Annotated in this window: 21 protein-coding genes; 7 read left to right on the forward strand and 14 right to left on the reverse strand. The window is 48.1% G+C overall.

Annotated features, from left to right (window positions below; genetic code table 11):
• Positions 1–37 precede the first annotated feature (37 nt).
• From EHO60_RS06970 to EHO60_RS06995, 6 genes are all read right to left on the reverse strand, one after another.
• On the reverse strand, positions 38–400 hold the full coding sequence (locus EHO60_RS06970) for a DoxX family protein (protein ID WP_135767411.1): 363 nt from the start codon (positions 398–400) through the stop codon (positions 38–40).
• Positions 401–683: 283 nt separating this feature from the next.
• On the reverse strand, positions 684–1,919 hold the full coding sequence (locus tag EHO60_RS06975) for a glycosyltransferase family 4 protein (protein WP_135767412.1): 1,236 nt from the start codon (positions 1,917–1,919) through the stop codon (positions 684–686).
• 77 nt (positions 1,920–1,996) lie between these two features.
• Positions 1,997–2,398 carry a DUF5329 family protein gene (locus EHO60_RS06980; protein ID WP_135767413.1) on the reverse strand — a complete coding sequence of 134 codons (402 nt, stop codon included), beginning with the start codon at positions 2,396–2,398 and terminating at the stop codon, positions 1,997–1,999.
• Between the two features lie 30 nt (positions 2,399–2,428).
• Positions 2,429–3,628, reverse strand: coding sequence for a cytochrome c peroxidase (locus EHO60_RS06985; RefSeq protein ID WP_246028172.1), 1,200 nt, complete (start codon positions 3,626–3,628; stop codon positions 2,429–2,431).
• Positions 3,629–3,662: 34 nt separating this feature from the next.
• Positions 3,663–4,883 carry an LIC_12337 family protein gene (locus EHO60_RS06990; RefSeq protein WP_135767415.1) on the reverse strand — a complete coding sequence of 407 codons (1,221 nt, stop codon included), beginning with the start codon at positions 4,881–4,883 and terminating at the stop codon, positions 3,663–3,665.
• Positions 4,884–4,897: 14 nt separating this feature from the next.
• On the reverse strand, positions 4,898–5,083 hold the full coding sequence (locus EHO60_RS06995) for a hypothetical protein (protein ID WP_135767416.1): 186 nt from the start codon (positions 5,081–5,083) through the stop codon (positions 4,898–4,900).
• A gap of 415 nt (positions 5,084–5,498) precedes the next feature.
• Between EHO60_RS06995 and EHO60_RS07000 the strand changes: the two genes are divergently transcribed.
• Together EHO60_RS07000 and polA are read left to right on the forward strand one after the other, a co-directional pair.
• On the forward strand, positions 5,499–6,629 hold the full coding sequence (locus tag EHO60_RS07000; RefSeq protein ID WP_135767417.1) for a glycosyltransferase: 1,131 nt from the start codon (positions 5,499–5,501) through the stop codon (positions 6,627–6,629).
• Positions 6,626–9,373, forward strand: a complete 2,748-nt coding sequence (gene polA, locus EHO60_RS07005) for a DNA polymerase I (RefSeq protein WP_135767418.1) — start codon at positions 6,626–6,628, stop codon at positions 9,371–9,373. The genes EHO60_RS07000 and polA overlap by 4 nt, the downstream gene beginning before the upstream one ends.
• A gap of 6 nt (positions 9,374–9,379) precedes the next feature.
• Here the strand turns inward: polA and EHO60_RS07010 are convergent, their stop codons facing one another.
• Positions 9,380–10,222 (reverse strand): DUF4097 family beta strand repeat-containing protein, encoded by an 843-nt coding sequence (locus EHO60_RS07010; protein WP_135767419.1) that lies wholly within the window; start codon positions 10,220–10,222, stop codon positions 9,380–9,382.
• A 186-nt stretch (positions 10,223–10,408) separates the two neighbouring features.
• Here EHO60_RS07010 and EHO60_RS07015 point away from each other — a divergent pair, with 186 nt between their 5' ends.
• Together EHO60_RS07015 and EHO60_RS07020 are read left to right on the forward strand one after the other, a co-directional pair.
• Positions 10,409–10,837, forward strand: a complete 429-nt coding sequence (locus EHO60_RS07015; protein ID WP_246028173.1) for a MarR family winged helix-turn-helix transcriptional regulator — start codon at positions 10,409–10,411, stop codon at positions 10,835–10,837.
• Positions 10,838–10,909: 72 nt separating this feature from the next.
• The gene (locus tag EHO60_RS07020; RefSeq protein ID WP_135767421.1) at positions 10,910–12,010 is read left to right on the forward strand and encodes an alkene reductase; all 1,101 of its coding nucleotides are present in this window, start codon (positions 10,910–10,912) and stop codon (positions 12,008–12,010) included.
• Between the two features lie 29 nt (positions 12,011–12,039).
• Here EHO60_RS07020 and EHO60_RS07025 read toward each other — a convergent pair whose 3' ends face one another.
• The 3 genes from EHO60_RS07025 to EHO60_RS07035 all read right to left on the reverse strand — a co-directional run bounded on the left by EHO60_RS07025 (position 12,040) and on the right by EHO60_RS07035 (position 15,216).
• On the reverse strand, positions 12,040–13,107 hold the full coding sequence (locus EHO60_RS07025; RefSeq protein ID WP_135767422.1) for an SH3 domain-containing protein: 1,068 nt from the start codon (positions 13,105–13,107) through the stop codon (positions 12,040–12,042).
• 186 nt (positions 13,108–13,293) lie between these two features.
• Complete coding sequence (locus tag EHO60_RS07030) at positions 13,294–13,815, reverse strand: LIC10415 family protein (RefSeq protein WP_135767423.1); 522 nt, start codon at positions 13,813–13,815, stop codon at positions 13,294–13,296.
• Between the two features lie 243 nt (positions 13,816–14,058).
• Complete coding sequence (locus EHO60_RS07035; RefSeq protein WP_135767424.1) at positions 14,059–15,216, reverse strand: LptF/LptG family permease; 1,158 nt, start codon at positions 15,214–15,216, stop codon at positions 14,059–14,061.
• Between the two features lie 156 nt (positions 15,217–15,372).
• On the opposite strand from EHO60_RS07035, the gene EHO60_RS07040 reads away from it, so the two are divergent.
• Positions 15,373–15,846, forward strand: coding sequence for a HEAT repeat domain-containing protein (locus EHO60_RS07040; RefSeq protein ID WP_135767425.1), 474 nt, complete (start codon positions 15,373–15,375; stop codon positions 15,844–15,846).
• A 13-nt stretch (positions 15,847–15,859) separates the two neighbouring features.
• On the forward strand, positions 15,860–16,615 hold the full coding sequence (locus tag EHO60_RS07045) for a HesA/MoeB/ThiF family protein (protein WP_135767426.1): 756 nt from the start codon (positions 15,860–15,862) through the stop codon (positions 16,613–16,615).
• Positions 16,616–16,626: 11 nt separating this feature from the next.
• On the opposite strand, the gene EHO60_RS07050 is transcribed toward EHO60_RS07045, so the two are convergent.
• The 3 genes from EHO60_RS07050 to EHO60_RS07060 form a co-directional block, all read right to left on the reverse strand.
• Positions 16,627–17,985 carry a cell envelope integrity TolA family protein gene (locus EHO60_RS07050; RefSeq protein ID WP_135767427.1) on the reverse strand — a complete coding sequence of 453 codons (1,359 nt, stop codon included), beginning with the start codon at positions 17,983–17,985 and terminating at the stop codon, positions 16,627–16,629.
• 194 nt (positions 17,986–18,179) lie between these two features.
• Positions 18,180–19,244 (reverse strand): tetraacyldisaccharide 4'-kinase, encoded by a 1,065-nt coding sequence (gene lpxK, locus EHO60_RS07055; RefSeq protein ID WP_135767428.1) that lies wholly within the window; start codon positions 19,242–19,244, stop codon positions 18,180–18,182.
• A 6-nt stretch (positions 19,245–19,250) separates the two neighbouring features.
• Positions 19,251–21,134 carry an ABC transporter ATP-binding protein gene (locus tag EHO60_RS07060; RefSeq protein WP_135767429.1) on the reverse strand — a complete coding sequence of 628 codons (1,884 nt, stop codon included), beginning with the start codon at positions 21,132–21,134 and terminating at the stop codon, positions 19,251–19,253.
• 9 nt (positions 21,135–21,143) lie between these two features.
• Between EHO60_RS07060 and EHO60_RS07065 the strand changes: the two genes are divergently transcribed.
• A complete protein-coding gene (locus EHO60_RS07065) occupies positions 21,144–22,604 on the forward strand; it encodes an ABC transporter substrate-binding protein (RefSeq protein WP_135767430.1) in 1,461 nt (486 codons plus the stop codon).
• Here EHO60_RS07065 and EHO60_RS07070 read toward each other — a convergent pair.
• Positions 22,588–24,957 carry a transglycosylase domain-containing protein gene (locus tag EHO60_RS07070; RefSeq protein WP_135767431.1) on the reverse strand — a complete coding sequence of 790 codons (2,370 nt, stop codon included), beginning with the start codon at positions 24,955–24,957 and terminating at the stop codon, positions 22,588–22,590. The two genes, EHO60_RS07065 and EHO60_RS07070, sit on opposite strands and share 17 nt — an antisense overlap.
• Positions 24,958–24,988 lie beyond the last annotated feature (31 nt).

A 24,988-nucleotide genomic window follows, 5' to 3' on the forward strand; every position in this document is an offset into this window, starting at 1 on the left:
CATAGGACCCATCGGACTGTTTGTGCGCAAGCGGAAATCACGTATAAAGATAAGCCCAATAGATCAAAAGCAACTGTACGGGCAATCGTACCAGTAGTAAAATCGTGGGAGGATCCCGCTTCGTTCTGGATTGAAAATGATAGACGTTTGCCGGAAATACTGCGATCAGCAAAAGCACGATTCCCCAAGCGCAAAGGGGTCTTGTCGGGGGGTAAAATAATCCTAAACCGAGTAGAATTTCCACCACTCCGCTGAATTGTACCATGAATTTATGGTAAGGAATCCAAGGGGGCATGATTCTCAGATAGAACTTAGGAATGACGAAATGTAGGATTCCGGCGATCGTATAAAGGACGGCCATGATCCAGAGGCTGATCGTTTTGACTTCCAATGTTTCCATGGGAAGCCATGTTACGATCTCTATGGATTACCGGTCTGCCTTTTTTCTCTGTCTCTCCGTCTGAAGCGTTTTTGTCGGGCTCGGTTGTTTTTGATATGGAATCTAGGGGAGGATGAGAATTTCTCCCTTTTCGGGAAGGAAAAATAAGTGGAAGGCTTGTATCCGGGGAACTTCAGCATTATGCTTCTGACTCCTTACCGTTCGGTTGCCCGTCATTATAGGAATCGGAAAGGAAGTACAAGCAAAAAAGGAAATTTTATATTCCTTTTTAGTGAAATTTCGATTAAGCCCTGCTTACGACTACCTTAAAGGAACTCGATTTGCGACTCTTGGCTTTTTTCGTGATTCGTTTTCCGAATTCCGCATATACGGTTTCAAGAGTGTCGGCAACGTCTTCCCAGGAGCAACCTTCTGCGGTCTTTCTAGCATGAGCGCCTAGTTTTTTGGCCAACTTTTTGTTTTCCGCAAGAAGGCAGGCAAGTTCCGCGAATTCTTCCTCCTTATCCAATGCGGGTAGGAGCGCCGATTTCCCGTGTCGTAGATATTCTTTTGCAGCCGCGTAATCGTAAGCGACGATCGGAAGACCGGAGGCCATCGCTTCTAACACGACGTTCCCGAACGTTTCCGTCACACTGGGAAATAAGAACAAATCTCCGGTCGCATAATGTTTGGCCAGCTCTTGGCCTTTTTGCATTCCCGCGAATATGAAATCAGGATGTTCGCCTTTCAGTTTTTCTTTTGCCGGACCGTCTCCGACCAAAATCAATTTCGCTTCCGGTACTTTCGCTTGGAGGCTACGGAAAGCCCGAACCAAAAGACCCAGGTTTTTTTCCGGAGCGATTCGTCCGACGTACAGTACGGCGAAGTCGGAAGGAGTTAAACCCCAGCTTTTTCTTAATTTCGAATCCTTTTGCGCAGGATGAAATAAAGTAGTATCGATTCCTCTCGAAACCACTTTCAGGTTTTTGTATCCGGAGGCAGCCAACTGATCCACGATCTGCGCGGTGGGGGCGAGCGTAGCGTGAGTGAGATTGTGCAGATTCCGAAGGTAGGAATGGACCAGTTTGCCGATAAAACCTACCTTATAGTATCTTGCATAAGAATGAAAATTCGTTCTGAAATCGCTGACCACGGGCAGCTTTAGGTGCCTCGCTGCACGAACGGCGGACAAGCCGAGCGGGCCTTCGGTGACTACATGCACCAGGTCCGGCTTTTCGAATTGCATCAATCTTCTCAAGAGTCGCTTTTCCGGAAAGCCGAAGCGAAGGTCCTCGTAAAACGGAATTTTGGCTCCCCTTACCAGCACTTCCCTGTAATTTCCGTTGGCCGTGGCCATGTCGTTCGAGGATTGGCGAGGGCGGACCAGTATGATTTCATGTCCTCTTTGCAGGAGGTCGCTTAACATACGATGTAGCGTTTTGGAAACCCCGTTGATTTCCGGAGGGAAGGTCTCCGTCACGACCATGACGCGCAACGGGTTAGGGTTCGGATAAATTTTCGTATTTGCCTCGGAAAACATCTCTCCGATCGTACGGAAATCTTGTATCTATTCGGTGAATAGGCGATTACTTTTTGGTTACAATGGTTCCGGCAGAGTTATTTCTCGACGTTCCGTCGGTCCTGATTTTTCTTTTTTTTGATTTTCTCCTCCTGTGTCGTCAGCCATTTTTCGGATTCGATTTCCTTTCCGTCCGGAAAACGGATTTTGTAGGGAATGCCTGTGATCGAGGATTTGCTGGCCAGAGCTTTTATGAATTCGTCTACGGTTCCGATCTTTCCCTTAGTAGCTTCATACTTTCGTAATAAATGAGATTTTGCTTCCTGTACGGAATGTTCCGAGCCGTTGCGGATAAAAACACATCCCTTGCAGGAATCTAGAGTCGAAAGTAGTGCGTTGATTTCCGATTCGAGTTCCGATTCCGCGGAAACCGAACGTAATGTTAAGAACAGAAGAGGAACTAAGGCGCCGAGGAAAGTTCGAAATAAAAAAGGGGGCATTTGATTTTTCTCCGTGGACGATCGGTCGTTTTATCTTCGGTTCAGGTTCTTTTCAATCGATTCGTTGCAATGTTTCGGTTGGGTGGGGGGCATTTCTTCCGGGTCGCTCAAGCTAGGGTCGGTCAAAAAACAATCGTCCGTTAAGGAACGCAGGAACTCCAGCAAATCGGATTTTTGCGCTTCCGCTAATCCGAGCGGGCGAATCCTCGGATCTTTGTTTGGGTTTTTTCTCCCATCCCCGAAAAAGACTCCGTGCCGGATGTTTCTTCCTCCGGAATCGAATAAATCCAAGACTTCTCTTAACGTCGAAACGCTCCCGTCATGCATGTACGGAGCGGAAACTGCAACGTTTCGGAGAGAAGGAGTCTTGAATTTCCCTCGATCGGACGACTTTCGGGTGATCGCATAAATTCCTTGGGTTTGGAGCGCCGCAATCGGCCCGTGTAGATCGTGGTCCGGATAATCCCCTTTGTTCTCCACATTATAAAGTCCGATATTCGCAAACGGGATATTTCCTTTCTCGTCCGAATTGAAGTAGGGACCTCCGTGACAACGGTAACACCCCGCCGCATCGGATTCGAAAATTTTCTTTCCTCTCTCAGCAGCTTCCGACAGAGCCTTTCGGTCAAAAGGAGAACGAAGGGAAATCATGGTAACCTCGAAGGCAGCGATCGCTCTGGCGATATGGATCACGTCTATCGCTTCTTCCCCGAAAGCCTCTCGGAACATTCCGGGATATTTAGGGTTTTCTCGCAAACGGGCCGCGATCACATGTTCCTTTCCACTGATCGCAAGTTCCTCTATGGTGGTCCGCGTATTTTCCGAAAAGAACGGGATCAGAGTTTGGTTGTCCAATCGATTCAGATTCTGATTCGCCCAGGTATAAGGAGAAAAATATCCGGGGTTCGAGATCGAAAGGGAATTTCTAGGATGTACTTTTCCCGTGGAACCGATCGAGCGGGGAAGCCCGTCGGAAAATCCTAGACTTTGTTTGTGGCAGGACGCGCAGGATTGGTTCCTGTTTTTCGAAAGGTCTTTCTCGTAAAATAAGTGCCTTCCTAAGGTGACCGTTTCTTTCGTTACGCAGACGTCTGGAGGATGTTTCGGGGAGGAAACTGTCTCCGCCAAGCCGTAGTCGTAGTTTCCGCAAAAGCCTCCCGCTTCCGCAAGAACCTTCCATTTAGAACAGGAACCGAGGACGATTCCGAGCGGGAATACGCCCGCGAACAAAAGTCCTCGGAAAATTTCCGACATCCGATACGTGTTAGAACGGAACGGATTCGCCGGAGGGATGGAGGCTGATGGAACTTCCCATTCCGGTATCGATCGTGGTCTTTTGAGTATCGTCGTACGAGCCCGTTCCGTTCGGAGCCGTTCCTAATTTATTGAAGAGGGCTTGGACTCCGGGATATCCTCCTCCGCTGGCAGGCTCCGGAAAACCGGTAGGTACGGTGCTGGAAGTATAATTATCCGCAATGAATCCTCCACCGTTAAAGATGCCGAACTTCAAAACGTCGAAGCCGCAAATGGTGCCGCTCGTACTCATACTCGTGGTGGAGACCCCCGAAAGAGCCGTGGTTTCGAAATTGCTTACCGTTTTTTGGCCGTAGGCGAGTGCGTAATAATGGTTTACCGCAGTTCCGCTACAAGCGCTGGTCATCGCTACGGTTCTTGCCGCAATCCGAACGCAAATACCCGTGGCCATTCCTCCGCCTTGCAAGCCTAAGGTCATTTCTTCCAGGATCACTCGTCCTCTATCGGAAGTTGTGGAAGCGTTCGCGCCCGAGAGCCAGAATGCGCCTACCCAAGAGTAGGTCTGTCTACGGCTAGGAGCTGCACCGTAGATATAACTTTCCACCAACAAATTCGAGTTATCCGAAAGAGTGGAACTCAAGACTCCGATCCTGTAAGTGAGAAGAACTCCGTTCGTCGTGTTGGGAGTATTTACGTCATCAAACAACAATTCTAAAGCGTCGAGTCCGTCGCTAGCTCTCCAGATTTTGAAACGATTCGTAAAATTCTTCGTTCCGGTATAAGCGGAAGAAGAGATGCTTTGGCAGGAAGTTCCGCAGGCAGAGCCTGTCGTCAATTTGATCTTGTAAGGGACGCCGTTCAAGTTCGTGGTCGTTTGGAAACTTCCGGTATTATTGAGAAGTCCCGATTTTTTCAGACCCATGATGATCTGGTCCGCCAAAGAGGAATTGTTGTTCGCCCAAGTCGCGGATTGGCGTACTGCTCCCCAATCGGCCGCGGTAGTCGCATCCAATTTTTGGGGTCCATCCAGGACGATCTTCCAAGGAGAGGAACCTGCGGCAAAATGGGTCTGGCCCGTGGCCATCGTTTTCAATGTTGCCTCAATGGACTTCAACTCGGGAAGGGACACCGTAACCACTGCAGCGGGATGGTCGCTTTGCCGAGTCATACGCACGGAAAATCCTAGAACAAGGAAGGCAAAGGCTAAAAGAAGCGAGAGTTTCGTTTTCATCCGGAACTCCAAGACTAAAGTCTGACTCCGGGAGGGATGCAGATCACCAATCCGGATTGGTTTTGACAGGGATTGCTACTCAACCAAGCCGCTACAAGAAGCAACATCGAATCCTGATTGTTGTTGTGTTTGTGCATCAGGTTACAAGCCGAAAGAAATAAAAAAATTCCGATGGATAAATAAAGCAGTCTGCGGCGCATCGCGTTCTAACCTCTGGGAAAGCTTATGATTTTAAAATTCGCCTAGAAGAAGTTCCGGAAGCATAGGCGAGCAATCCTAATTTCCGAACATTTCTATGGATTGTCAAACCGATCTTTCGGTTTCGTTTTTGAAGAACGTTCTGTTCGAAAAACGAATCTATCTCCCTACTAGCGAAACAAAAGGGAGATCCGTTTTTTCGGAGAATTCCTTTTTTCAGAAAAAAATTTCCAGAGATTGCCTTTCTGCATCTATGGGGGCATCTATTTGGTCGGAGTTTTTCTAGCTTCGGAAAACTCATTTCGTTATATTGGAATTATTTTTATTAAGACGGAAGAACTTCTCCCGAGGTTTTTGCGGAAAAATCCGGTATATAACTCCTTGCAGAATTCTACCTTTCACCCCAAGTTAGATCGCGTGATCCTACATATCGATACTGAAACCGGTTGGAGAGGAGGAGAAAGACAACTTTTTCTCCTGGCGGAAGGGCTGAAGAAGCGTAAGATTTCCCAATGGATCCTCTGTCGTCCCGGTTCCGCTCTGGAGACAAGGGCAAAGGAAGCGGGGTTTCCCGTCGTCACCCTTCCGATGAAAGGGGAATGGGACTTTGGATCCGTGGCCGCTCTTCGGGAGTTGATTCGAACCAAAGGGATTCGGATCATTCACGCACATACCGCCAAAGCCCATTCCATCGCCTGGATGGCCAAGGCCAAGCTCCCCCAAGTACGTCTCATCGTATCTCGCCGGGTGGATTTTCGGATCCGTCGGAATTGGTTCAGTAAGAGAAAATACGTATCCCCGCGTGTGGATCTTTTTTTAGCCGTCTCGAATACCATCCGGGAAGTTCTAGTCCGAGACGGCGTCGATCCCGCCAAAGTGGTTACGGTATATAGCGGAATAGATCTCACTCCGCCGAAAAAAACGCCGAATCCGAGTCTTTTGAAAAAGGAATTCGAATTACAAAAAGATGAATTAGTGATCGGTAATGTGGCTGCTTTGGTAGATCATAAGGACCAAAAAACTCTCCTGAACGCGCTTTCTTTAGTCCGATCAGACCAAAAATTCAGAACCTTCATCGTAGGGGAAGGGCCGCTTCGAAAGGAATTGGAGGAGTTGGCTCTACAAAAGGGGTTACTGAACAAGGTGGTCTTTACGGGGTTCCGCGAAGACATACCGGAATTTCTCTCGCTTTTCGATATATTCACGCTGACCTCCAAAGAGGAAGGTCTGGGGACTTCCGTGTTAGACGCGATGTCGGCGGGATTGCCGATCGTAGCCACGAACGGAGGAGGAATCGCCGAAATGCTGGTTCAGGAAAAAGGAGCCTTTATCTCTTCCGTGGGTGACGCGGACTCTCTCGCTAAGTCGTTTCAAATTCTGTTAGAAGACGCCAAATTGCGGAAGGCTTTCGGCGGTATGAACAAAGAATTCGTCAGAAAATTCTCCATTAAAAATACGTTAAAGAAGACGGAGCTGGCCTATTACAGCCTTATCGGAGAGGACCTGTATATCGTTCCGAAAAAAGGGAAATCGGGGGAAGCCGCGTGAAAAGATTACTGATCATAGACGGACATGCGTTCGCCTTTCGCGCCTATTACGCGTTTGCTGCGGCTCATTTGACGAACTCGAAAACGGGAAAACCGAGCGGAGCCGTCTTCGGCTTTTTTCGGATGTTGTTCAAACTTTTCGAGGATTATACGCCGACCCACGTCGCTATGACCTTCGATCCCGGCGGTCCTTTAGAGAGGGGAACTACGTTTGCGGACTATAAGGCCAATCGAAAGCCTATGCCGGAAGATCTGCGTCCTCAATTGCATGAGATTATGGAAACCCTCGAAAAACTGGGTTTTCGGGTACTGAAGGTGACCGGACACGAGGCGGACGACGTCATCGGAACCTTAACGGAGACGTATAAGGGAAAAGCGAAAGAGATTCTGATTTTTTCGGGCGACAAGGATCTTTATCAATTATTAGAAAAAAAGAATATTAAAATGCTCCGCGGAAAAAAGGGAGTCACCGAATTCGTGGAGATAGATTCCTCCTGGGTAAAGGAGGAATTGGGCGTGGACGTCAAGCAGATCACGGATTATATGGGGATCGTCGGCGACACGTCTGACAATATTCCCGGGGTAAAAGGAATCGGAGACAAAGGCGCATCCAAACTTCTCCAGGAATACAAAAACTTGGAAGGAATCTATAAGAATGTAGAGGCTATCCGGAACGCTTCCGTAAAGAATAAGCTGATAGAGCATAAGGAAAATGCGTTTCTTTCCCGCAATCTCGCTACGATCAAGAGAGACTTGGATCTAGGCATCGGAGAGAGCGAACTCAAAATTCCGGAGTACAATTCGGATGATGCTATCCGTTATCTGAAATCCCAAGGCTATAACGTGTTGTCCCGAGATTTGGCCAAGTCGGCGGGAAAGGAGCCTCCGCCCGACGAACTAGAGGCCGAAGAAAAAGGGAAACCTTCTGCTGCGGCCAAAGGAATCTACAAAAGAATCGAAAGCCTGGAAGAATTATCCAAACTTGCCCGCGCATGGAAAAAATCCCCCATCTTGGCGGTAGACACGGAGACTACCTCCCAAAACCCTGTGGACGCGGAATTGCTGGGAATCTCCCTATCTAACCAGGAAGGGACGGGGTCCTATATTCCCGTAACCCATTCTCAAGGACTCTTCAACGACCAACTTCTACCTTTGGACAAGGTACGGGAAATTTTGGATCCGGTGCTTTCCGATCCGTTCATTCCGAAAGTCGGGCAGAATATCAAATACGATCTGATCGTACTGGAAAACCACGGCTTTAAGTTGGAGAATATCGTCTTCGACACTATGTTGGCTTCCTATATTCTCCAGCCCGAGTCTCGGCGCCACAATATGGACGACCTGGCAAAGGAACTTCTCAACTACCAGACCATACATTATTCGGATCTAGTGGGAACAGGGAGAAATAAAAAGAATCTCTGGGAAGTGGAGCTGGATAAGGTTTCTGAATACGCAGCGGAAGACGCAGACATCACGCTTCGCTTATACAATTCCCTGAGAAAGCCTTTAAAGGACTCAGGATTGGATCCGGTTTTGAAGGAGATCGACCTTCCTTTGATCCGGGTTTTAGCGGATATGGAAAAAGCCGGAATCGCGGTAAATGCGGAATATTTCGCGGAACTTTCCAAGGATTTTCAACGGGAGGTGAAAGATCTCGTACGGCAAATCCATAAGTATGCGGGAAAGGAATTCAACATAGCGAGTACCAAAGAACTTCAGAAAATACTTTTCGAAGATCTGAAATTGAAGGTCGTAAAAAAGACCCAGACAGGCTATTCCACCGACCACGAAGTTTTGGAGGAACTCTTAGGGGAACATCCTATCGTGGAAAAACTTTTGGATTACAGAAAATATACGAAACTGCTCTCCACTTACGTGGATACTCTCCCATCTATGGCCTCTGCCAAAGACGGAAGGATTCACACCAGCTACAATATGACCATCGCGGCTACGGGTCGCTTATCCTCGACGGATCCGAACCTCCAAAACATACCGATTCGGGAAAAGGAAGGTCGTCTGATCCGAAAAGGATTCATCAGCGGACACAAGGACTTCGAACTCTTGAGTCTGGATTATTCCCAAATAGAATTGAGGATCATGGCTCATATCTCGGGGGATCCCGCGATGGTCGAAGCCTATGAAAAAGGAATCGATATACACAAACGGACCGCTTCCGCCCTGTACGGCGTACCGGAATCCGACGTGACTCCGGAGATGCGCGACAAAGCCAAGGTAGTTAATTTTTCCGTAATATATGGAGTCACTCCGTACGGATTAAGCAGGAATCTTCGCGTTTCCAGAGAGGAAGCGAAAGAGTTCATAGAGAGGTACCTTGCCCAATATCCGGGAGTGAAGAAATACATGGAAGATACCATCGCCTTCTGCGAGGAAAAAGGCTATGTCGAAACGTTGAAGGGACGCCGCCGTCCCGTGCCGGACATCAATTCGAGTCATAGAATGCACAAGGAAGCGGCCCGGCGCGTGGCGATCAATACGCCGATACAGGGAACCTGCGCGGATATGATCAAGATCGCGATGCTTCATATCCACGAAAAGATTTCGAAGCACAAGTGGAAGTCCCAACTCCTTCTTCAAGTGCACGACGAATTAGTCTTCGAAGTTCACAAAAACGAAAAGGATGAGTTTTTGAAAGTCGCCAAAGACCTTATGGAGAAGGCGATGCCCCTAAAGGTTCCGGTCAAGGTAGCCGGAAAATTCGGGGCCAACTGGGACGAGGCGCACTGAGCTCCTTTAGGCATTTGCGCAAAGTTTCGGATCCGGTCCTTCGTTCCGAGAGGAGTGTATATGAATCTCCTCTTTGGAACGCAACTGTAGATGGGAAGGCTTCGGGCCTATCGCGCTCGCCTTCAGATATTTTCCTTTTTCCAAAATTAGGAAGCTCGGGAGGTCCCGGAAAATTCGATTCTTGGGACCGGAAGCATGTAAAAGGCAGCCTCCTTCCGGAATCAGATTTTGCAATCGCAAGGGACCCCCGGTAACGAAGTAGTTTTGCGAACCCGGACGGAGCCTAATTTCATTTGCGGACAAAAAGTGTTCTGAAGAAAGACGAAAGCGACCTTCTCCTCCCGCTAGAGTTAAGGTTCCCGTAACGGAAGTCAGAATATGATCTCCGGAAAGTTCTCCGGCAATGATATCTCCTCCGGCTGTGGATGCGGATACGGAACCGTGGACGTTAGAAAGAACGATATCTCCTTTTGCGGAAGCTAGTCGGAAATTTCCGCTAGCGGTTTCCAGGCGAATGTCACCTTCCGAGCAGGCTGCATCCACATCTTGGAACTTTCCTCTAAGACGGATCGGAGTCGAGTTTCCGGCGATCTTCACGCTTTGGTTCTCGGGAAGATTCAATTGAAATCGGATTTCTCCGGAGGAAACGAAGTGGGGAACCACCGCCGAGATTTTTAGTTTTTCCCCTTTCTTTTCGATGCGGTACCTTACGTTTCCGGTTTTTTCCACTACGCATTCGGGAGAAGTATTCCCACTCGATACGAAGACTTCTCCCCCGTGGCCGAAAATTTCCACGCAGGTAACCCCGCTCATATCCAAAGGATGGATTTGTAAGGTTTTCTCTTTCATACTTTTTTCTCCTAGGAAAAAAACGGGTTTCTTTCGTTCCGACTCTGTTTTTACCCTGTGCTGTCCCCTTAGGGATTATAAATCTTACTTGAAAAAAATCTTAGCATCTAAGAGTTTTATTGTCTAAAGTATATGTCCGATCTAGCAAGTAAAAAAAAGTCCCGGAAGGAAATTTTAAATTTAGTCATGACGGCGATCCGCGAAATGAGCGCTCTCTCCGTTATTATTAGTCAGATTGTAGCGGAAAAAGTTGGTATGAATCCTTCCGATATGGAATGCGGGGATTTTTTACAGCTCTATGGACCGATGACTGCGGGAAGGCTGGCGGAATTGAGCGGATTGACCTCTGGGGCCGTTACTGGGGTCATCGATCGCCTGGAACGAGCCAAAGTGGCACGACGAGAAACGGATCCAAGTGACCGGCGAAAAGTCCTCGTAGTACCCTGTGCGGAAAGGGCGGAGGAATTCGGGTCCTATTACGCTTCTTTGGCCAAGGCTGCCGGAGAAGCGCTGGAGAGATATAACACGGACGAATTAGGGACGTTTTTGGCAATTAGCCGAGAGATGATTTCCGTCACCCAACAGGAAGTCCAAAAATTGAAAGATGTGAAATAGCATCCTGGAGTTTTTTGAGTTTTTTCGAAAAAAGTAGTTCAATGTTAAAGTTATTGGGTCTAACCAATAACTATGAGCACACATCCACTCTTTACACCGTACCTTCTGGGTAGAATCGAATTGAAAAATAGGGTCGTCATGAGCCCGATGACCCGTTCCCGCGCGATCGGAAACGTACCAAACGATCTGATGGCAGAATATTATGCGCAAAGGGCAGAGGCCGGACTGATCGTCACCGAAGGAACTTCTCCCTCTCCGAACGGTTTGGGGTATTCCCGAATTCCGGGGATTTTTTCCGAAGAGCAAACCCAGGGTTGGGGAAAAGTTGCAGACGCCGTTCATCAAAACGGGGGTAGAATCTTCGTTCAGATCATGCATACCGGTCGGGTGGGTCATCCGATCAATTTACCGGCGGGGGCGGAAGTGATCGCTCCTTCCGCCGTAGGTCTGAGTGGGAACATTTGGACGGATTCGGAAGGCAACCAGAAATACCCGGTTCCTAGGGAAATGAATTCAGAGGACATCCAAAAGACGATCCAAGAATTCGTTCATGGCGCAGAAAATGCGATTCGCGCCGGTCTGGACGGAGTGGAATTGCACGGAGCGAACGGTTACCTGATCGACCAATTTCTGAATCCCGCCGCCAACCAAAGAACGGACCAGTACGGTGGAAGTCCTGCAAATCGGAACCGTTTCGCGATCGAAGTGGCGGCTGCCGTTTCCAAAGCGATCGGACCGGAACGAGTAGGGATCCGAATCTCTCCGTATGGAGTCTTTAACGATTTGGGAAGTTTCGAAGGACTGGAAGGACAGTACGAGGAATTGGCCAAAGAGTTGGGGAAATTGAAGTTAGCCTACGTTCATATTGTGGACCACTCTTCTATGGGAGCACCGAAGCCGAACGCATCCACCGTCCAAAAAATTCGTACGGCTTACAAATCCGGAAACCCCGCAGGAGCTTACATTTTATCCGGCGGATACGATACGACCCGGGCCGATGCGGATTTGGAAGCACACGCGGGGGATTTGATCGGATTCGGAAGACACTTTATTGCGAATCCGGACCTAGTCGATCGATTGAAAAACGGCCTGACTCTATCTTCTCCGGACGAAGGTACGTTCTATACTCCTGGGGAAAAAGGATACACCGACTACGCGTACGCGGCCCGCTAGGAAATATTTCGAGGGCGCCTGCGGATTTTCTAGCAGGCGTCTCCGCCTCCTCGTAAAAGCAAGCGTAACGTTCCGTTCCGCAATTCGTACAGGCTTCGAATGGAAGAATCATAACCTATGTCGGTAAAGATCAGGATGGGAGCTGGATCCTCCTCGCGGTATACGGTTCCGATCAAGTGGAAAGAACCTCCATAGACTCCGATTTCCGGAGAAAGCGATTCCGATTTCTCGAATGCGACCAACGCACGATCCGTTCCGGATTTTCTGGCGAGCAGATAGAAATATTTTCTTTCCGCATTTCCTTCGGAGAATGCGATCCTACCGGAAATGAAGGTTTCTTTTTTCGGAGTCTTAAACTCGTACACTTCCTGCAGTTTGGATTTCAACCATTCGGTTTCTTTAAATCCCCTCGCTTTCCAGGTCGTCTCCGCCAAGGATCGAAAAAGTTCGTATTCGGACTCGGAGGGGGCTAATTCCCGTAAGGTTAGAGAATGCAATCCGAGCTCGGGAGAATGCACTAGATAAGAAAATTTAGAATCCAATTCGGCACTTGGTTTTACTTTCAGCGCGGGAAATTCTTGGCAACCGTAAGTCCCGGAGGCGACTGCGGAAAACATCGGCCCTTTGTTTCCTTGCAGCAAAGTGACCGAAGGAAGTCCTTTTTCCACGCCGCTTCTGAATTTATAATCGAATTCGAATTCGTCTTTGGCTTCCTGCCATCCGTTTTTGCCGAAAAACGCGAGAGGAACCATAACGGGGAGTTCCTTGGGATCGTATCCCGACCAGACTAAGCCGATTAATTTATAAGCATCCAAGGTTTCCGGCGGTGTCGATCCGAGATATCGTCTGGATACGAAACCGTTCCGTCCGTCTTCCAATTTGATTTTTACCCAGTCTCCTCCGTCGTCTTTTGCCAAACGTACTCTGGCACCTTTGTTTAACGTAAAAAGGACTTTGCCTGTATCTGGGGCTTCCCGAACATTCAGGACTCCGGAAGTGATCAGAACGTAACGGACTCCATCGGTTCCTTGGCTCCATAGAGGGGGAAAGATACAGATGAAAAAAAACAAACCGAGCCGCTGGAAAACCGACTTCATACGATACAAAGAATCGATTTCGGAAGCACCGGCAGCAAATCTTTTTCTGAAAAGAAGTCAGTCTTTGTGGAGAAAAGGGGAAATAATCCCTTCGTTAGGTGATGAAAAGTTCTTCCCTCTTTAGGGAAAAGAAATTCTGCCCGGCTAAGCCGGGCTCAATCGATCGATTCGGTTGGCCGCCGATTCCTACTGAATCAGTCTTTCGATCGTTTTTTCGGAAAGCTGTCTCATCGGAACATCTTTTGCGGAAAGTTCCTCGATCGATTTCCGGAAATTTTCGGGGCTTTTCAGCATGCCCACAGAAAGCACGTTCTCGGATTCCACTTCAAACTTGCGGATCATATCCGTAAGTTCGTCCTTGTTTGTCTGGACTTTATCCTTCAGCTCTTTTAGGTCGAGCTCGGGGTTTTCCGAGAGCTCTCTAAAAAGAGGAGTTTCTCCGAACAGAATGTGAATCAAATCCTCTTTCGGAGTGGTTCCTTCGTTCAGGATCCCGAGTTTCATCTGCTCCTTGGAAAGTTCTTGCTGGAGTCCGGTTAGGGTCTCCTGAACTTTCAAATAACGGGAGGTCAGGCTGCTGGAAAACTCGGTCTTATCCGTGGTATTTTGGGTATCCGAGGGCGGTTCGGTCTTTCCCGAAACGGCGGATCTCTTGTCTCGGAGAAGTTTTTCGGCCGAAGAGACCAGTTTCGTCAGTTGAACGTCCATGTTCTTTACCCTCCTTTCGGTTCCGCCGGAATGCAAGCGAGGGAGAGGGGAATTATCTCTGAATTCTTCTCTCCTGCAGGCTTTTATGTCTCATCAATCCGGTTTCCCCACAGGTTTATCTGTACTCAGTATCGGTAAAACCTTTTCCTACCAATGAATTTTTTTTCCAAGTTCCGACTTTTTGGGAAAAAAATTCCGAAAAAGAAAGATGTGTTTCGGGAATTCGCGGGAATCTCGTCCGGATCAAATCCTCATTCTTCTATAAATTCCGTACAACACTCCCAGAAAAATCGCGGGTGTGATCCATACCGCAAACCAGGAGGGAATCACTCCATTTTCCCCTACGGAAGTAAACGCCGAGCTCATCACAAAATACACCAGGATGACGACCAGTGTTACTCCTAAAGAGGCCACTCCCGCCACTCTTTTGGTAAAAAACCCGGCGACGCAACCGACCAGCGTTACGATTACCGCCAGAAAGGGACCCGCGAATAAGGAATGTTCCTCTATATTCACGTCTCCGAATCCGATTCCCTTCTTGAGACGATTGTCCTTTTCCTCGGCAAGTTCGAAGATATTCATCTCTTTCACGGAGCCTTTGGGAACCTTGAAATACTCAGGCTTCTCCGGTAGGTAATATTCCTTTTCGGGGAATTTTTGGAAGGAGGAGACTTTCAGGTCGTCATCGAATCTGGTCTCTTCCACTTCCGTCAGCTTCCAGATATCTCCCTTGGAGTCGTACTTAGCTTTCAGAGAGGAAAGCACATATTCCGGAGTTTGGTCGTGGGTGAGTTTGACATAATTGAATCCACCCTTGATTTCGTCCTTCACCGGATCGTAAAAATAGATATAGTAGAAGCCTTCCTTCCCTTTGAAATGGAACTGGTACACCATATTGGTCATGGTTCCCGTCCCTTCCGTGATCATTTTCTGTTCCTCTTTGGCCAATTTATTCATAGGTCTGACCAGAAATTGGGTTCCGAGAAAGACCACAAACCAGAGGAAAAAGCCGAAAGCGACGATCGGGGCTACGATTCTATGGAAGGAAATCCCTGCGGACATCATGGCCACGATTTCCTTATTCGCGGAAAATTGACCGATGGTAAAGGAGACTGCAAAAAGCACGGACATGTTGATGGAATAGCTGGCTATGATTTCAGGAAGGCTGTATAGAAGATAGAGCCATATATGGAATTTGGGGGCCTTGGTTCCGGAAAAATCCTTTAGGTTGGTGTTGACCATATTCAAAAAGATCAACGCGGTGATCATGATACAGGTTCCCGCAAAGGTCTTAAAAAATTCGGAAAATACGTATTTGTCCAGAATCCGCGGAGGAAAGAATTCTTCCTTCCATTTGGATAGAAATTCTTTCGGTCGAATTTTCGGAATTCCGAGTTCCATGCCTTGGTTCCATCTTTCGGCAAGGGAGAGATTCCTTCGACCCTTTTGCGAAATTCCTGAAGAGGGGAAACGGGCGGGAAGAGAGGGCGGCGCGGATTAATTTCGGTTGACGAACGGCCTAAGCGCGGAAAGATTTTCGGGAGCCAGGAGGAATCCATGAAAATCCGTGTTCTTGCCCTTACCGCCGTTTTTAGTTTCGTTTTTGCATCCTCTCTTTTTGCCGAAAAATCGACCGAAGAACATATCAAAACCTTATCTACCGGATCCGATCAGGAAAAAATCGAATCCGCCTTGTACCTGGGAAGTAAAAAGGAAAAATCCGCGGTTTCCGAACTGATCAATCTGTTAAACCGCACGAATGACGCTAAAGTGGCCGTTCCTGCCGCCATCGCTTTGGGAGAAATTGCGGAACCGGGTGATAGCACGATCGCTTTGAAAAACAAGATCATTAGTTCCGAAAACGGCGACATCGTTTATACCGCTCTGGCCGGTTTACTGAATATTACTGCAAAAAACGAAAAGGCCGAAGACGCCACGAAAGAGGCTTTGGAATTTGCGGACAAGAACCGTAGATCGGACGAATTCGTAGCGGACATACTGAACGTTATCAATAAGAAGTTAAAGAAATAAGAATTCTTTCCGAGTGTTGAGCCCGGAAGAACTTAGCCGTTATTCCCGCAACATCCTGCTCGACGAGGTCCGCCGGGCGGGACAAGAAAAACTCAAGTCTTCCAAAATATGCATCGTAGGCGCCGGCGGTTTAGGATCGCCGGCGTTGTTTTATTTGTCCGCAGCCGGGGTCGGAAATATTACCATCATCGATTCCGACGAAGTCGATACGACCAATCTACAAAGACAGATCTTATACCGTCATTCGGACATAGGTGCCAAAAAAGCGGAAACTGCCTCCCGCAATTCCCGCGAATTGAATCCCTTTGTCCAAATCGCGAGCCATGCCGTTCGCCTTTCGTCCGAAAATGCGGATTCTTTGCTACAGGGGTTCGATCTGGTCTTGGAAGGATCCGATAACTTCGGGACCAAATTTTTGGTGAACGATTCCTGTGTTCGGTCGAAGATTCCTTTCCTTACCGCGGGAGTGCTGCGGTTCGAAGGAATGGTTATGGGCGTCAGACCCGGAGTGGACGCTTGTTTTCGCTGCGTATTCGAATCCGAACCTCCTCCCGAATCCGTTCCTTCCTGTTCCGAAGCCGGCGTGATCGGAAGCGTAGCCGGATTGATCGGAAGCATCCAGGCAACGGAAGCGATAAAATTCTTATTAGAATTTCCGAATGTACAAGAATCCGGATTGTTCGGAAACATGATCCAAGTGGAAACCAAGAATATGGAATTTAGAAAGATCCGTTTGGAACGCCGCCTGGACTGCCCTTGTTGCGGCTGAAGAATTGCGGATCATTTTTTAAAATCGAAGGCGGTCCCTACTCCTAAGAAGATTGCGGAAGTGGATGTGGCACCGGCATAGGATTGGGCTATGGAGTTGATGACGATCTGTTGCAGGAATAATTGGTCCGGCGGAGTGGGATTCGTCGTTCCGATTTCCGCTCGAGTGCTCTGCAGAGAGTATTGGATTTTTGTGGATTGGAATCCGACCCAGAATCGGAGTCCGTACTTCCATTCGTAGATCAGTTTTGCAGATAGAAAGGATCCTTTGGCATTCCAGTGGTTTAGGATTCTGCTCGTCTCATCCCCTCCCGGATTCCCGCCGATCGTCAAACCATACGTGCTCAAATTAGCTTGAGAATCTCCTTTTAGGGAATACGATTGCACTTCGAATCTGGCCTCCAACTTTTCGTTGATCTTCATATCGAAAGCCATTCCGAAGGACGGCCCGTGCAAATAATCGGCAACCGCTCTGTCTTCTTTGCGAGCTACGTTGTAACCTCCGGGAACGGCAGGGGACAAGTCCAGAAGAAAGGAATTATCCGCTTTCTGCCAGATTCGTTGGTATCCTAAAATGGGGCGAACATCGTATTTTGGGTGGGGGTATACGCTGAAAGAAACCTGGGCATAAAGCTGCTTATAGGTTTCCGGAAAGGAGCTGAAAGCTAAAGAGGATTGGTTCGGTACGACTGCTCCACTAGTGTTGATGGTCCCGGGTACTACCATGGAGGCATTGTTCCGGAAATTCGAGCCCCCCGCTTCTAACACCAGTCGATTCCAGGAATAACGAGCGGAAACGGTGAGAGGACGTTGTGCCTTGGTTTGCGGACTCGAAAAAAATTGGCCTCCGCTACTGGCACCTTTGGTTAAGTTGACGAAGTTCAGAAATTTCTCGTAATAATCCTCGGTTTGGTATTGAAAGGATCCCATACCGGTTCCGGCGTAGAGCTCCAGCGAATTTCGTTTCGCCTCGTCGATTTCCTTCTGTCGTTTGGCTTGTCTCGCTTTCTTTTCCTCGGCTAGAGCGTCCTTCTTGGCCTGTTCCGCGAGAAGTTTTGCGGCTTTCTCTTCCTCTAATTTTTTGGCCGCATCCTGCTCTTCCGGAGTCGGTTCCGTTTTTTTTGTTTCCTTCTCCTGTTTTGGGGGAGGAGCGTCTTTAAAACTGATTCTCAATATGGAAGTCTTTGCGAGTTCCAATACTTTACCGTCGGGCAATTTCAGTTGTATGGATGTGGCGGTCTGGTCTACGACTTCGCCCTTTAAAACTCTTCCGTCTCGAAGAAAGACGGATTGCATTTGTTGTGCGGATAAAAACGAAACCGGTAAAAGAAGAAACACCAGCATCGCCGCTTTCAGTACAAGAGGCTTCATATGGATGTCCCAATCAGTATAGAGCAAGATTTCTAGTTTTTACAATCGTTTTCCGGATTTATCCGCATTGAGATTTCCTTTTCTCTAAGGATCAATTTTGGAAAAATCTTTCCAAAATTGGAAAAAATAAGTTGAGCGAGGCGAAACGAGTGTGTAGCGTTCGCTACGGTCCTTCGGAATTCGTCCTCCGTATTTTAAGGAATATTATGTTTTATGAATTCGTCTATTCTGTCCAACAGAACCGATTCGTTCTGAAGGGAGGTTTTGATTTCTAGATACGCCCAACGAGGGTCGGCGGATCCTTCGAGAAGAGGAGCCAATTTGACCCAGTCTTTTTCCGTGCATACCAGATATTCCTTTCCTTCCGCAGCTTGCGTGAGCTCTTGCAGATCCGATCGGGTATAGGAATGATGATCCGGAAAGCGGAGGAAGGTACATTGTGCACCCGTTTCCTTGATAGAAAGATAGAAAGGCTCCGGATTTCCGATCCCGGAAAATGCGAGAATTTTTTTTCCGTTTAATGCCTTTATCGGAATTCCGACGGGTTCTTGGCGGGCTCCGATCGGATAAATATTCGTCGGTACAAAACGGAATTCTAATATTGTTTTTGGCCGGAAACGTTTTTTCCATTTTTCCAGTTCGTTCTTAAAACGGTCCTCGTATTTCGAGGCGATGAGAAAATCCGCTCTGTTTACGGAGGTGTAAGGTTCTCTCAGCCTTCCCGCCGGAATTTGAAATCTATCTTTTCCGATTCTTGTGCAATCCAGTAGGACGATCTCCAGGTTTCGACTTACAAAGTGGTGTTGAAAACCGTCGTCTAAAATCGCGAACACGATTTGCGTCTCGGGGATCTGCGAATCGCGGCGGAATCCGGAATAGGATTCGTAACGGTCCCTCCCGACGTAGACTTCGGCAAAGGGGAGGTTTTTTTTTAATAATAAGGGTTCGTCTCCCACTTCTCTTGCCGGCGAATCGATTCTTACTCTGGCTGTTCCTTCGGGCAGGGAGCCGCCGTAACCTCGACTCAGAATTACGATCGGGATCTTCGGAAATTTTCCGTGCAGCAATTCGGCGAGGTGAAGTGTAAAAGGGGTCTTGCCCGTTCCGCCTACGCTGAAATTTCCTACGCTGATGACGAAAGCATCAGGGAGTTTTTTCGGAGTTTTCCTTGCTTTGTCGTATAAAAACAGAATCCGATAGAGAAAACTTAAAAGGTAAAGTAGGGGAAAGAAAAGGATCCTGACGGAACGTAGGAACATAAGCCGTTATGCGGGGGATTCCGCGAATTGCATCTCGTACAATTTTTTGTATTTTCCATCCAGCTGGATCAGTTGGGAATGGCTGCCTTCCTCCACGATACGGCCTCCTTCCATCGCGAAAATCTTGTCCGCGACCTGGATCGTGGAAAGTCTGTGAGCGATAATGATTACGGTTCTGTTCTTATAGAGCGGTTCCAGAGCTTGTTGGACCAACCTTTCCGATTCCGTATCCAAGGCGGAAGTCGCTTCGTCTAAGATCAGTATTTCGGGATCGTGCAATAAGGATCTTGCGATGGAAATTCTCTGTCTTTGTCCGCCGGAGAGCATCACGCCTCGTTCTCCCACGATCGTATCGAATCCGTCCTCGAAAGAAAGAATGAACTCAGTCGCAAATGCCAGATCAGCGGCTTCCCTCAATCGATCTTCCGAAACGTTTTCGTTTCCGTAACAGATATTGTCCCGAATTGTCCCGTTGAATAGAAAGACTTGTTGGTTAACGATGGATATTTTTTTCCTTAAAGAAGGAAGGTCCAAATTCTTGAGATCGATGCCGTCCCAAGTGACGATTCCTTCCGTCGGATCTATCAGTCTCGGGACCAGATCCACGACCGTGGATTTACCCGCGCCGGAAGCGCCGACTAATGCCACCGTGGATCCTTTGGCGATAGTTAAATTCAAATTTTCTAATGCTAGTCCTTTCGTTCCCGGATACGAATAACTTACGTTTTCGAAACGGAATTCCTGCGCGAGGCGTTTCGGTAAGATCGGATTCTTGGGCTGTTTGATGTCCGTATCGCTATCCAACAATTCGAATACTCTTTCTCCCGCCGCTACGGCGCTTTGGATGGAGTTGGAAAGCATCCCCATTTGTTTGAATGGCCTAGTCAAAAAAACCAAAGTAAGGAAGAAGACCATGAATTTTCCGAGAGAGAAGTCCTCGGCATCCATTAAATAGGCTCCGAAGCTTAAGAAAATGACGGCGACGAGGGAACTGGAAAGTTCCACTAAGGAAGGTCCGATTTGGTGGTAGAAATGTCCCTTAAAAGTTTTGTCGGAAAGATCCTTGTTGATTTCCCAGAAACGGGCCGCTTCCGCTTTTTCCATGGAGAAAGCTCGTATGACGCGGATTCCGGAAATGACCTCCTGCAAATGTCCGTTTAGGGAGGAAAGTCTTTCCTGTTGGTTTCTCGTTGCACGTCTGATCCGATCCGCGAATGCCGATACGGGACCCATTACCAACGGAACGACTACGATCACCGCAAGAAACATCTTCCAGCTCAGAAACAGCAGAAAGGAAAGGTGAGTGACGATATAAAAGAAATCCGTAATGGCGTCTTTCAGGTCCGAGCTGATCAGTTTGGCGAGAACTTCCACGTCGTTTATGATCCGACTCATGAAAATTCCGGTTTTTTCCTGCACGAACTGATTGAGAGGTAGTTCTTGCGCCTTGGAATAGAGCTGCGCTCTTAAATCCCGAACGGCCAAATATCCGGCCGAGTTGATGCAATATACTGCTCCGGCCAAAAACAAGAGTTTCGCAAGGTATACCGGAAAAACGATCCAGCAGAAGAGCAAAACCAGACGATCTTTCGGTAAAGAGGCTAGGAAACGGTTGGTATCCGTCTTCTTCTCCGCCAAATAGACCTCTATTGTGTCCAAACCTGCGAGGGCTTCCCCGCTGGATTTTCGGTCCAATAGGGCGCGATCTTTCTTGGTGAGGGAAATTTCGAATTCCGCTTTTCCTCCTTTGCCGATCGCGTCAAAGATCGGAATGATGCTGGTTAGGGAGGCTCCGTTGAGAATCGAAACGAGGAAAGATAGGACGATGCCGGTCAGTAGTCTGTATTTGTACTTGAAGGAATACCCCAAGAGGCGTCTATAGACGTTCATAGGTCCGGAATGTTTTTCCCTCCTCAACCCTTTTCCCTAGCTTTCCTTGTTTTGTCCCTCCTTTTTTACGGCTGTGGAAAGCAAGAGCGTTCTCCGGACGAGCTGATCTTTTCCCTGTCTTCCGATCCGATTTCTTTAGATCCGATCCAATCCACGGATTTGTCTTCTAGAATCGCCCTGAAATACCTTTATCCGAATCTTTTCACCTTGGACGACAAAGGAAGGATCGCGTTCGCGTTGGCGAAAAGTTTCCGGGTGATCGGAAACTCGGGGGATCGGAATCGAATTTTGGAGATTCGACTGGAGGTTCGAAAGGATTCCCAAGGAAACCCGATCGACGCCGGGATCGTCCTTTCTTCGTTGGATCGTCTTCGAAATTCCTCCGGTCCGAAACGTAGCTCGTACTCCTTTTTGAAAGGAGGAACCGCTCCGGATCCGATGACGATTCGATTGGTTTTCGAGGGAGGTTTGCGGGAGGCTCTGGAAAAATTATCCCTTCCCCAGGCCTCCATCTATTGCGGCCCTCCCGAAAAAGGTTGTGGTCCTTACGCTCTAGTGGAATGGAAACGCAATAACTTTATCCGTCTCCGGGCGAACGAAAATCAGAGCGGGGCAGTGTCTCCGTTTCTTTTGTTCCGAATTCTTCCCCAGGCTACCACCGGTATCTTTCTCTACGCGAAAGGACAACTCGATCAGATGAGGCTCCCGAATTTCCTATTGCGGAATAAGAACGTAAGAGAAGAGTCCGTGCTCGTTAGAAAGGGCGGCGGAGTCCAATACGTGGCGATCAATGCGAAACAGCCCTGTTTCGATAAGAATTTTAGAAAAGCGTTAAATTATGCGGTGGATAAACGGAAAATTCTGAATATCCTGCTGGAAGGCAAAGCGGAAGTGGCAGTCGGACCTTTCCCCCAAAGTGTTGCGGAAGGTTTTACCGGAAAAGGTATCGCCGAACCGTATCCGTACGACCCGAATCTCGCGGTGGAATTTTTGAGAAAGTCCTCCTGTTATCCGGAGATTTTATCCAGGGAGTTGGACTTCCGGATGCGCGGTGACGAGGAAAATCAGGCGAACGGCGCGGCGATCGTACGCTATCTGAGAGATTTGGGATTGAAGGTGAGGATTCACCCGATGGAAAAGGCTTCCTTGTACAAGGAAAACGGGGAAGAAAAAGGAGATCTCACGTTGCTTTTCTGGTACGCGGATTTTCCCGGAGCTTGGAATTTCGTGGATCCTTTATTTGCAGGGGATCGATTCGGGAACGCCGGAAATCGGTCTTTTTACAAAAGTGAGGAGATGGAATCCGTATTGCATCGATCTAGAACGACGGACTCCCTGGACGGACATCGCTTAGAGAAGGAATCCCTCGAGATTCTAAGTGAAGACGCGCCCTGGATCTTTCTCTGGTCTCCTTATGAATTGCATCTGGTCGCGGAGCGCTTAAAATCAGAGTCTATTCTTTCTCACTGATTTTAGGAAGTTCCAATTCCACGGAATCCTCCTCGGATAATGCTTCGCCGGTAGACTCGGATTTGGCTCCCTCTTTTAACGGAGCCGCGACCGACGATGCCGGTTGGTCCCCTATGTGAAAATATTGGCCGTACAGAGGATGTTGGCATCCGGATTCCCCGGAAAGTAAACCGCCCGTTTCGCCGCAAAGATCCACCTTCACATAATCACCGTTAAACGGAGGGATCAAACTGTCTCCGAATCCGATCGTTCTTGCGACGTAGGAAACATACTTGAACCAAACCGAACCACTGATCCCCGAACCGGATCCGGGAAAAGGAGCGCCGGCGTCGTTGCCGATCCAAACTGCAGTGACTAGATTCGGATTCACTCCCGCGAACCAAGCGTCCCTCACACCTTTCCGGTTTCCCCATCTTTTTCTGGCTTCTTTGGGCGATTGGACTGTCCCGGTCTTTCCTCCCATCGGAAATCGGTCCTCTCCTTTTAGACCCACTTTCATCGTGCCTTCCTCGGAGACTACCGCTTCCAAGAGATTCAATACCATCGCGCAAGCGACCGGATCCAAAATCTGTTCAACGTCTCCCGGCTGAGTCGGCGGCAGGGAGAAAAGTTCGGATCCTTCAAAATCGGCGATCCTAAGAATTTCGATCGGTTTTACTTTCTTACCTAGATTGGCTATGGTCGCATAAATCGTTGCGAGCTCTTTCGGCGAAAGTTCTCCGGAGCCTAACGCAAGAGAAAGATTCGGTTGGAACCTTTCGTTCAGCTGCGCCCGATCCAAATCCAGAATTTTTCCCAATGCGTCTAGGAAGTTTCCGACTCCGACTTCGTTTAACAGTTTGACCGCGACCGTGTTTACGGATTGGGCAAACGCGATCCTGGCCTGCATGTCTCCGCGATATCCTTTGTACCAATTCTTGGGCGAATAACCTCTGATTTTGATTTCTTCGTCGGTGACGATCGAGATCGGAGTGATGATTCTCTTTTCGAACGCTAGAAGATATACCAAGGCTTTAATGACGGACCCTGGTTGTCGAACCGCGGAAACCGCACGGTTGAATCTGAATATATTGGAGATTTTATAACTTCCGACCAGCGCTTCCACATGACCGTTGGAAGGATGAATGGAAATTAAACTTCCATTCATGTTTTCGATGATTTTTTTCTGAATTGCAGCCTCTTCGTTTTTTCCCGATTTTAAATACGCCGCTTTCTCTTCCGAAAGTTTTTTTCGAACCCCCTCGATTCCTTCTCTTAGAGCCCTTTCCGCGGAATCTTGTTTGTCGAAGTCCAAAGTGGTATAAACGTTCATTCCCCGGGTTTCCAAATCGATTTCGGAGAAATTTTCTATTACGAATTGACGGATCTGAAAATTGAAGTCGGGAGCCAAATTGACGTTAAAGTCCTTGTCGAAGCCGTACTTGCCGATTTCGGAGGTAACGGATATTTTGTTTTCCTCGTCCTTAGTTTCCTCCACCTTATAAAAGGTTCTGAACTTACGGATATTGGAGTCTATCTTCCGTTCGAATTCTTTTTCGACGGAATTGGACCTAGGATGGAGTTGTTTGTTTTCCGCCATTAGGAAGAGGACCATTCTCTGCCGCTTTAAAGCGACTTTCGGATTTCTCACCGCATTGTAATTGGAAGGGGCCGGGATGGTTCCGACAAGGAGAGCTGCCTCCGCCGGCGTTAACTCGAAGGCGGGTTTGTTGAAATAATATCTGGAAGCTTCTTCGACTCCCGTGTTTCCTTCCCCTAAGAAAATCCGATTCAGGTACATCGCCAATATGGTGTTCTTATCGAAGCGATTCTCTAAATAAAAAGTGCAATAGAATTCGGTCAGTTTGTTGAAAATATTTCTCGCGCCTAGATCCAACGTGAGTTTGGCCAATTGTTGGGTGATCGTCGAGCCTCCCTGTTTCCGAAACGTGGTCAAATTTACGATCACAGCCCGGGCCAAGGAAGCGTAATTGACTCCTCCGTGTCTGTAAAAGTCCTGATCTTCGGAACTCAATAAAGCCCATATTATGTTTCCATGATTTATTAGATTGTCCGTTCGGATCGGTCGGAATTTTCTACGTGAAAACTCTCCGATCAGTTTTCCGTTCTTGTCAAGAATCCGGATCGGTTTGCTTCTGTCAGGATCATAGGAGTTCGAAATTTCCTTTTGAAACGTTTCTAGGTTGCGTATTACTTCGTCCTGTTTGGTCAGCCAGACCACATAAGAACCGCCGACCAAAAATGCGGATACGATCAATCCTGCTACGGAACAATATTTTAGGAGGAACTTCCAATTTTTCTTTAGGTATCCGAGTAGGGAAGATAGGATCTCGAAAATGCGGGCTTTATTCATAACGAACCTGTGTCGGTAGTTTCCGTCGAAC

The sequence above is a fragment of the Leptospira fletcheri genome (assembly GCF_004769195.1).
Classification (GTDB): Bacteria; Spirochaetota; Leptospiria; order Leptospirales; family Leptospiraceae; genus Leptospira_B; species Leptospira_B fletcheri.

Excerpts from the sequence above, each read along its gene's own strand:
- EHO60_RS06970 (WP_135767411.1), bottom strand. The coding sequence starts at position 400 with ATGGAAACATTGGAAGTCAAAACGATCAGCCTCTGGATCATGGCCGTC.
- EHO60_RS06975 (WP_135767412.1), bottom strand. The coding sequence starts at position 1,919 with ATGTTTTCCGAGGCAAATACGAAAATTTATCCGAACCCTAACCCGTTG.
- EHO60_RS06980 (WP_135767413.1), bottom strand. The coding sequence starts at position 2,398 with ATGCCCCCTTTTTTATTTCGAACTTTCCTCGGCGCCTTAGTTCCTCTT.
- EHO60_RS06990 (WP_135767415.1), bottom strand. The coding sequence starts at position 4,883 with ATGAAAACGAAACTCTCGCTTCTTTTAGCCTTTGCCTTCCTTGTTCTA.
- EHO60_RS06995 (WP_135767416.1), bottom strand. The coding sequence starts at position 5,083 with ATGCGCCGCAGACTGCTTTATTTATCCATCGGAATTTTTTTATTTCTT.
- EHO60_RS07010 (WP_135767419.1), bottom strand. The coding sequence starts at position 10,222 with ATGAAAGAGAAAACCTTACAAATCCATCCTTTGGATATGAGCGGGGTT.
- EHO60_RS07015 (WP_246028173.1), top strand. The coding sequence starts at position 10,409 with ATGACGGCGATCCGCGAAATGAGCGCTCTCTCCGTTATTATTAGTCAG.
- EHO60_RS07020 (WP_135767421.1), top strand. The coding sequence starts at position 10,910 with ATGAGCACACATCCACTCTTTACACCGTACCTTCTGGGTAGAATCGAA.
- EHO60_RS07025 (WP_135767422.1), bottom strand. The coding sequence starts at position 13,107 with ATGAAGTCGGTTTTCCAGCGGCTCGGTTTGTTTTTTTTCATCTGTATC.
- EHO60_RS07030 (WP_135767423.1), bottom strand. The coding sequence starts at position 13,815 with ATGGACGTTCAACTGACGAAACTGGTCTCTTCGGCCGAAAAACTTCTC.
- EHO60_RS07035 (WP_135767424.1), bottom strand. The coding sequence starts at position 15,216 with ATGGAACTCGGAATTCCGAAAATTCGACCGAAAGAATTTCTATCCAAA.
- EHO60_RS07040 (WP_135767425.1), top strand. The coding sequence starts at position 15,373 with ATGAAAATCCGTGTTCTTGCCCTTACCGCCGTTTTTAGTTTCGTTTTT.
- EHO60_RS07050 (WP_135767427.1), bottom strand. The coding sequence starts at position 17,985 with ATGAAGCCTCTTGTACTGAAAGCGGCGATGCTGGTGTTTCTTCTTTTA.
- lpxK (WP_135767428.1), bottom strand. The coding sequence starts at position 19,244 with ATGTTCCTACGTTCCGTCAGGATCCTTTTCTTTCCCCTACTTTACCTT.
- EHO60_RS07060 (WP_135767429.1), bottom strand. The coding sequence starts at position 21,134 with ATGAACGTCTATAGACGCCTCTTGGGGTATTCCTTCAAGTACAAATAC.
- EHO60_RS07065 (WP_135767430.1), top strand. The coding sequence starts at position 21,144 with ATGTTTTTCCCTCCTCAACCCTTTTCCCTAGCTTTCCTTGTTTTGTCC.
- EHO60_RS07070 (WP_135767431.1), bottom strand. The coding sequence starts at position 24,957 with ATGAATAAAGCCCGCATTTTCGAGATCCTATCTTCCCTACTCGGATAC.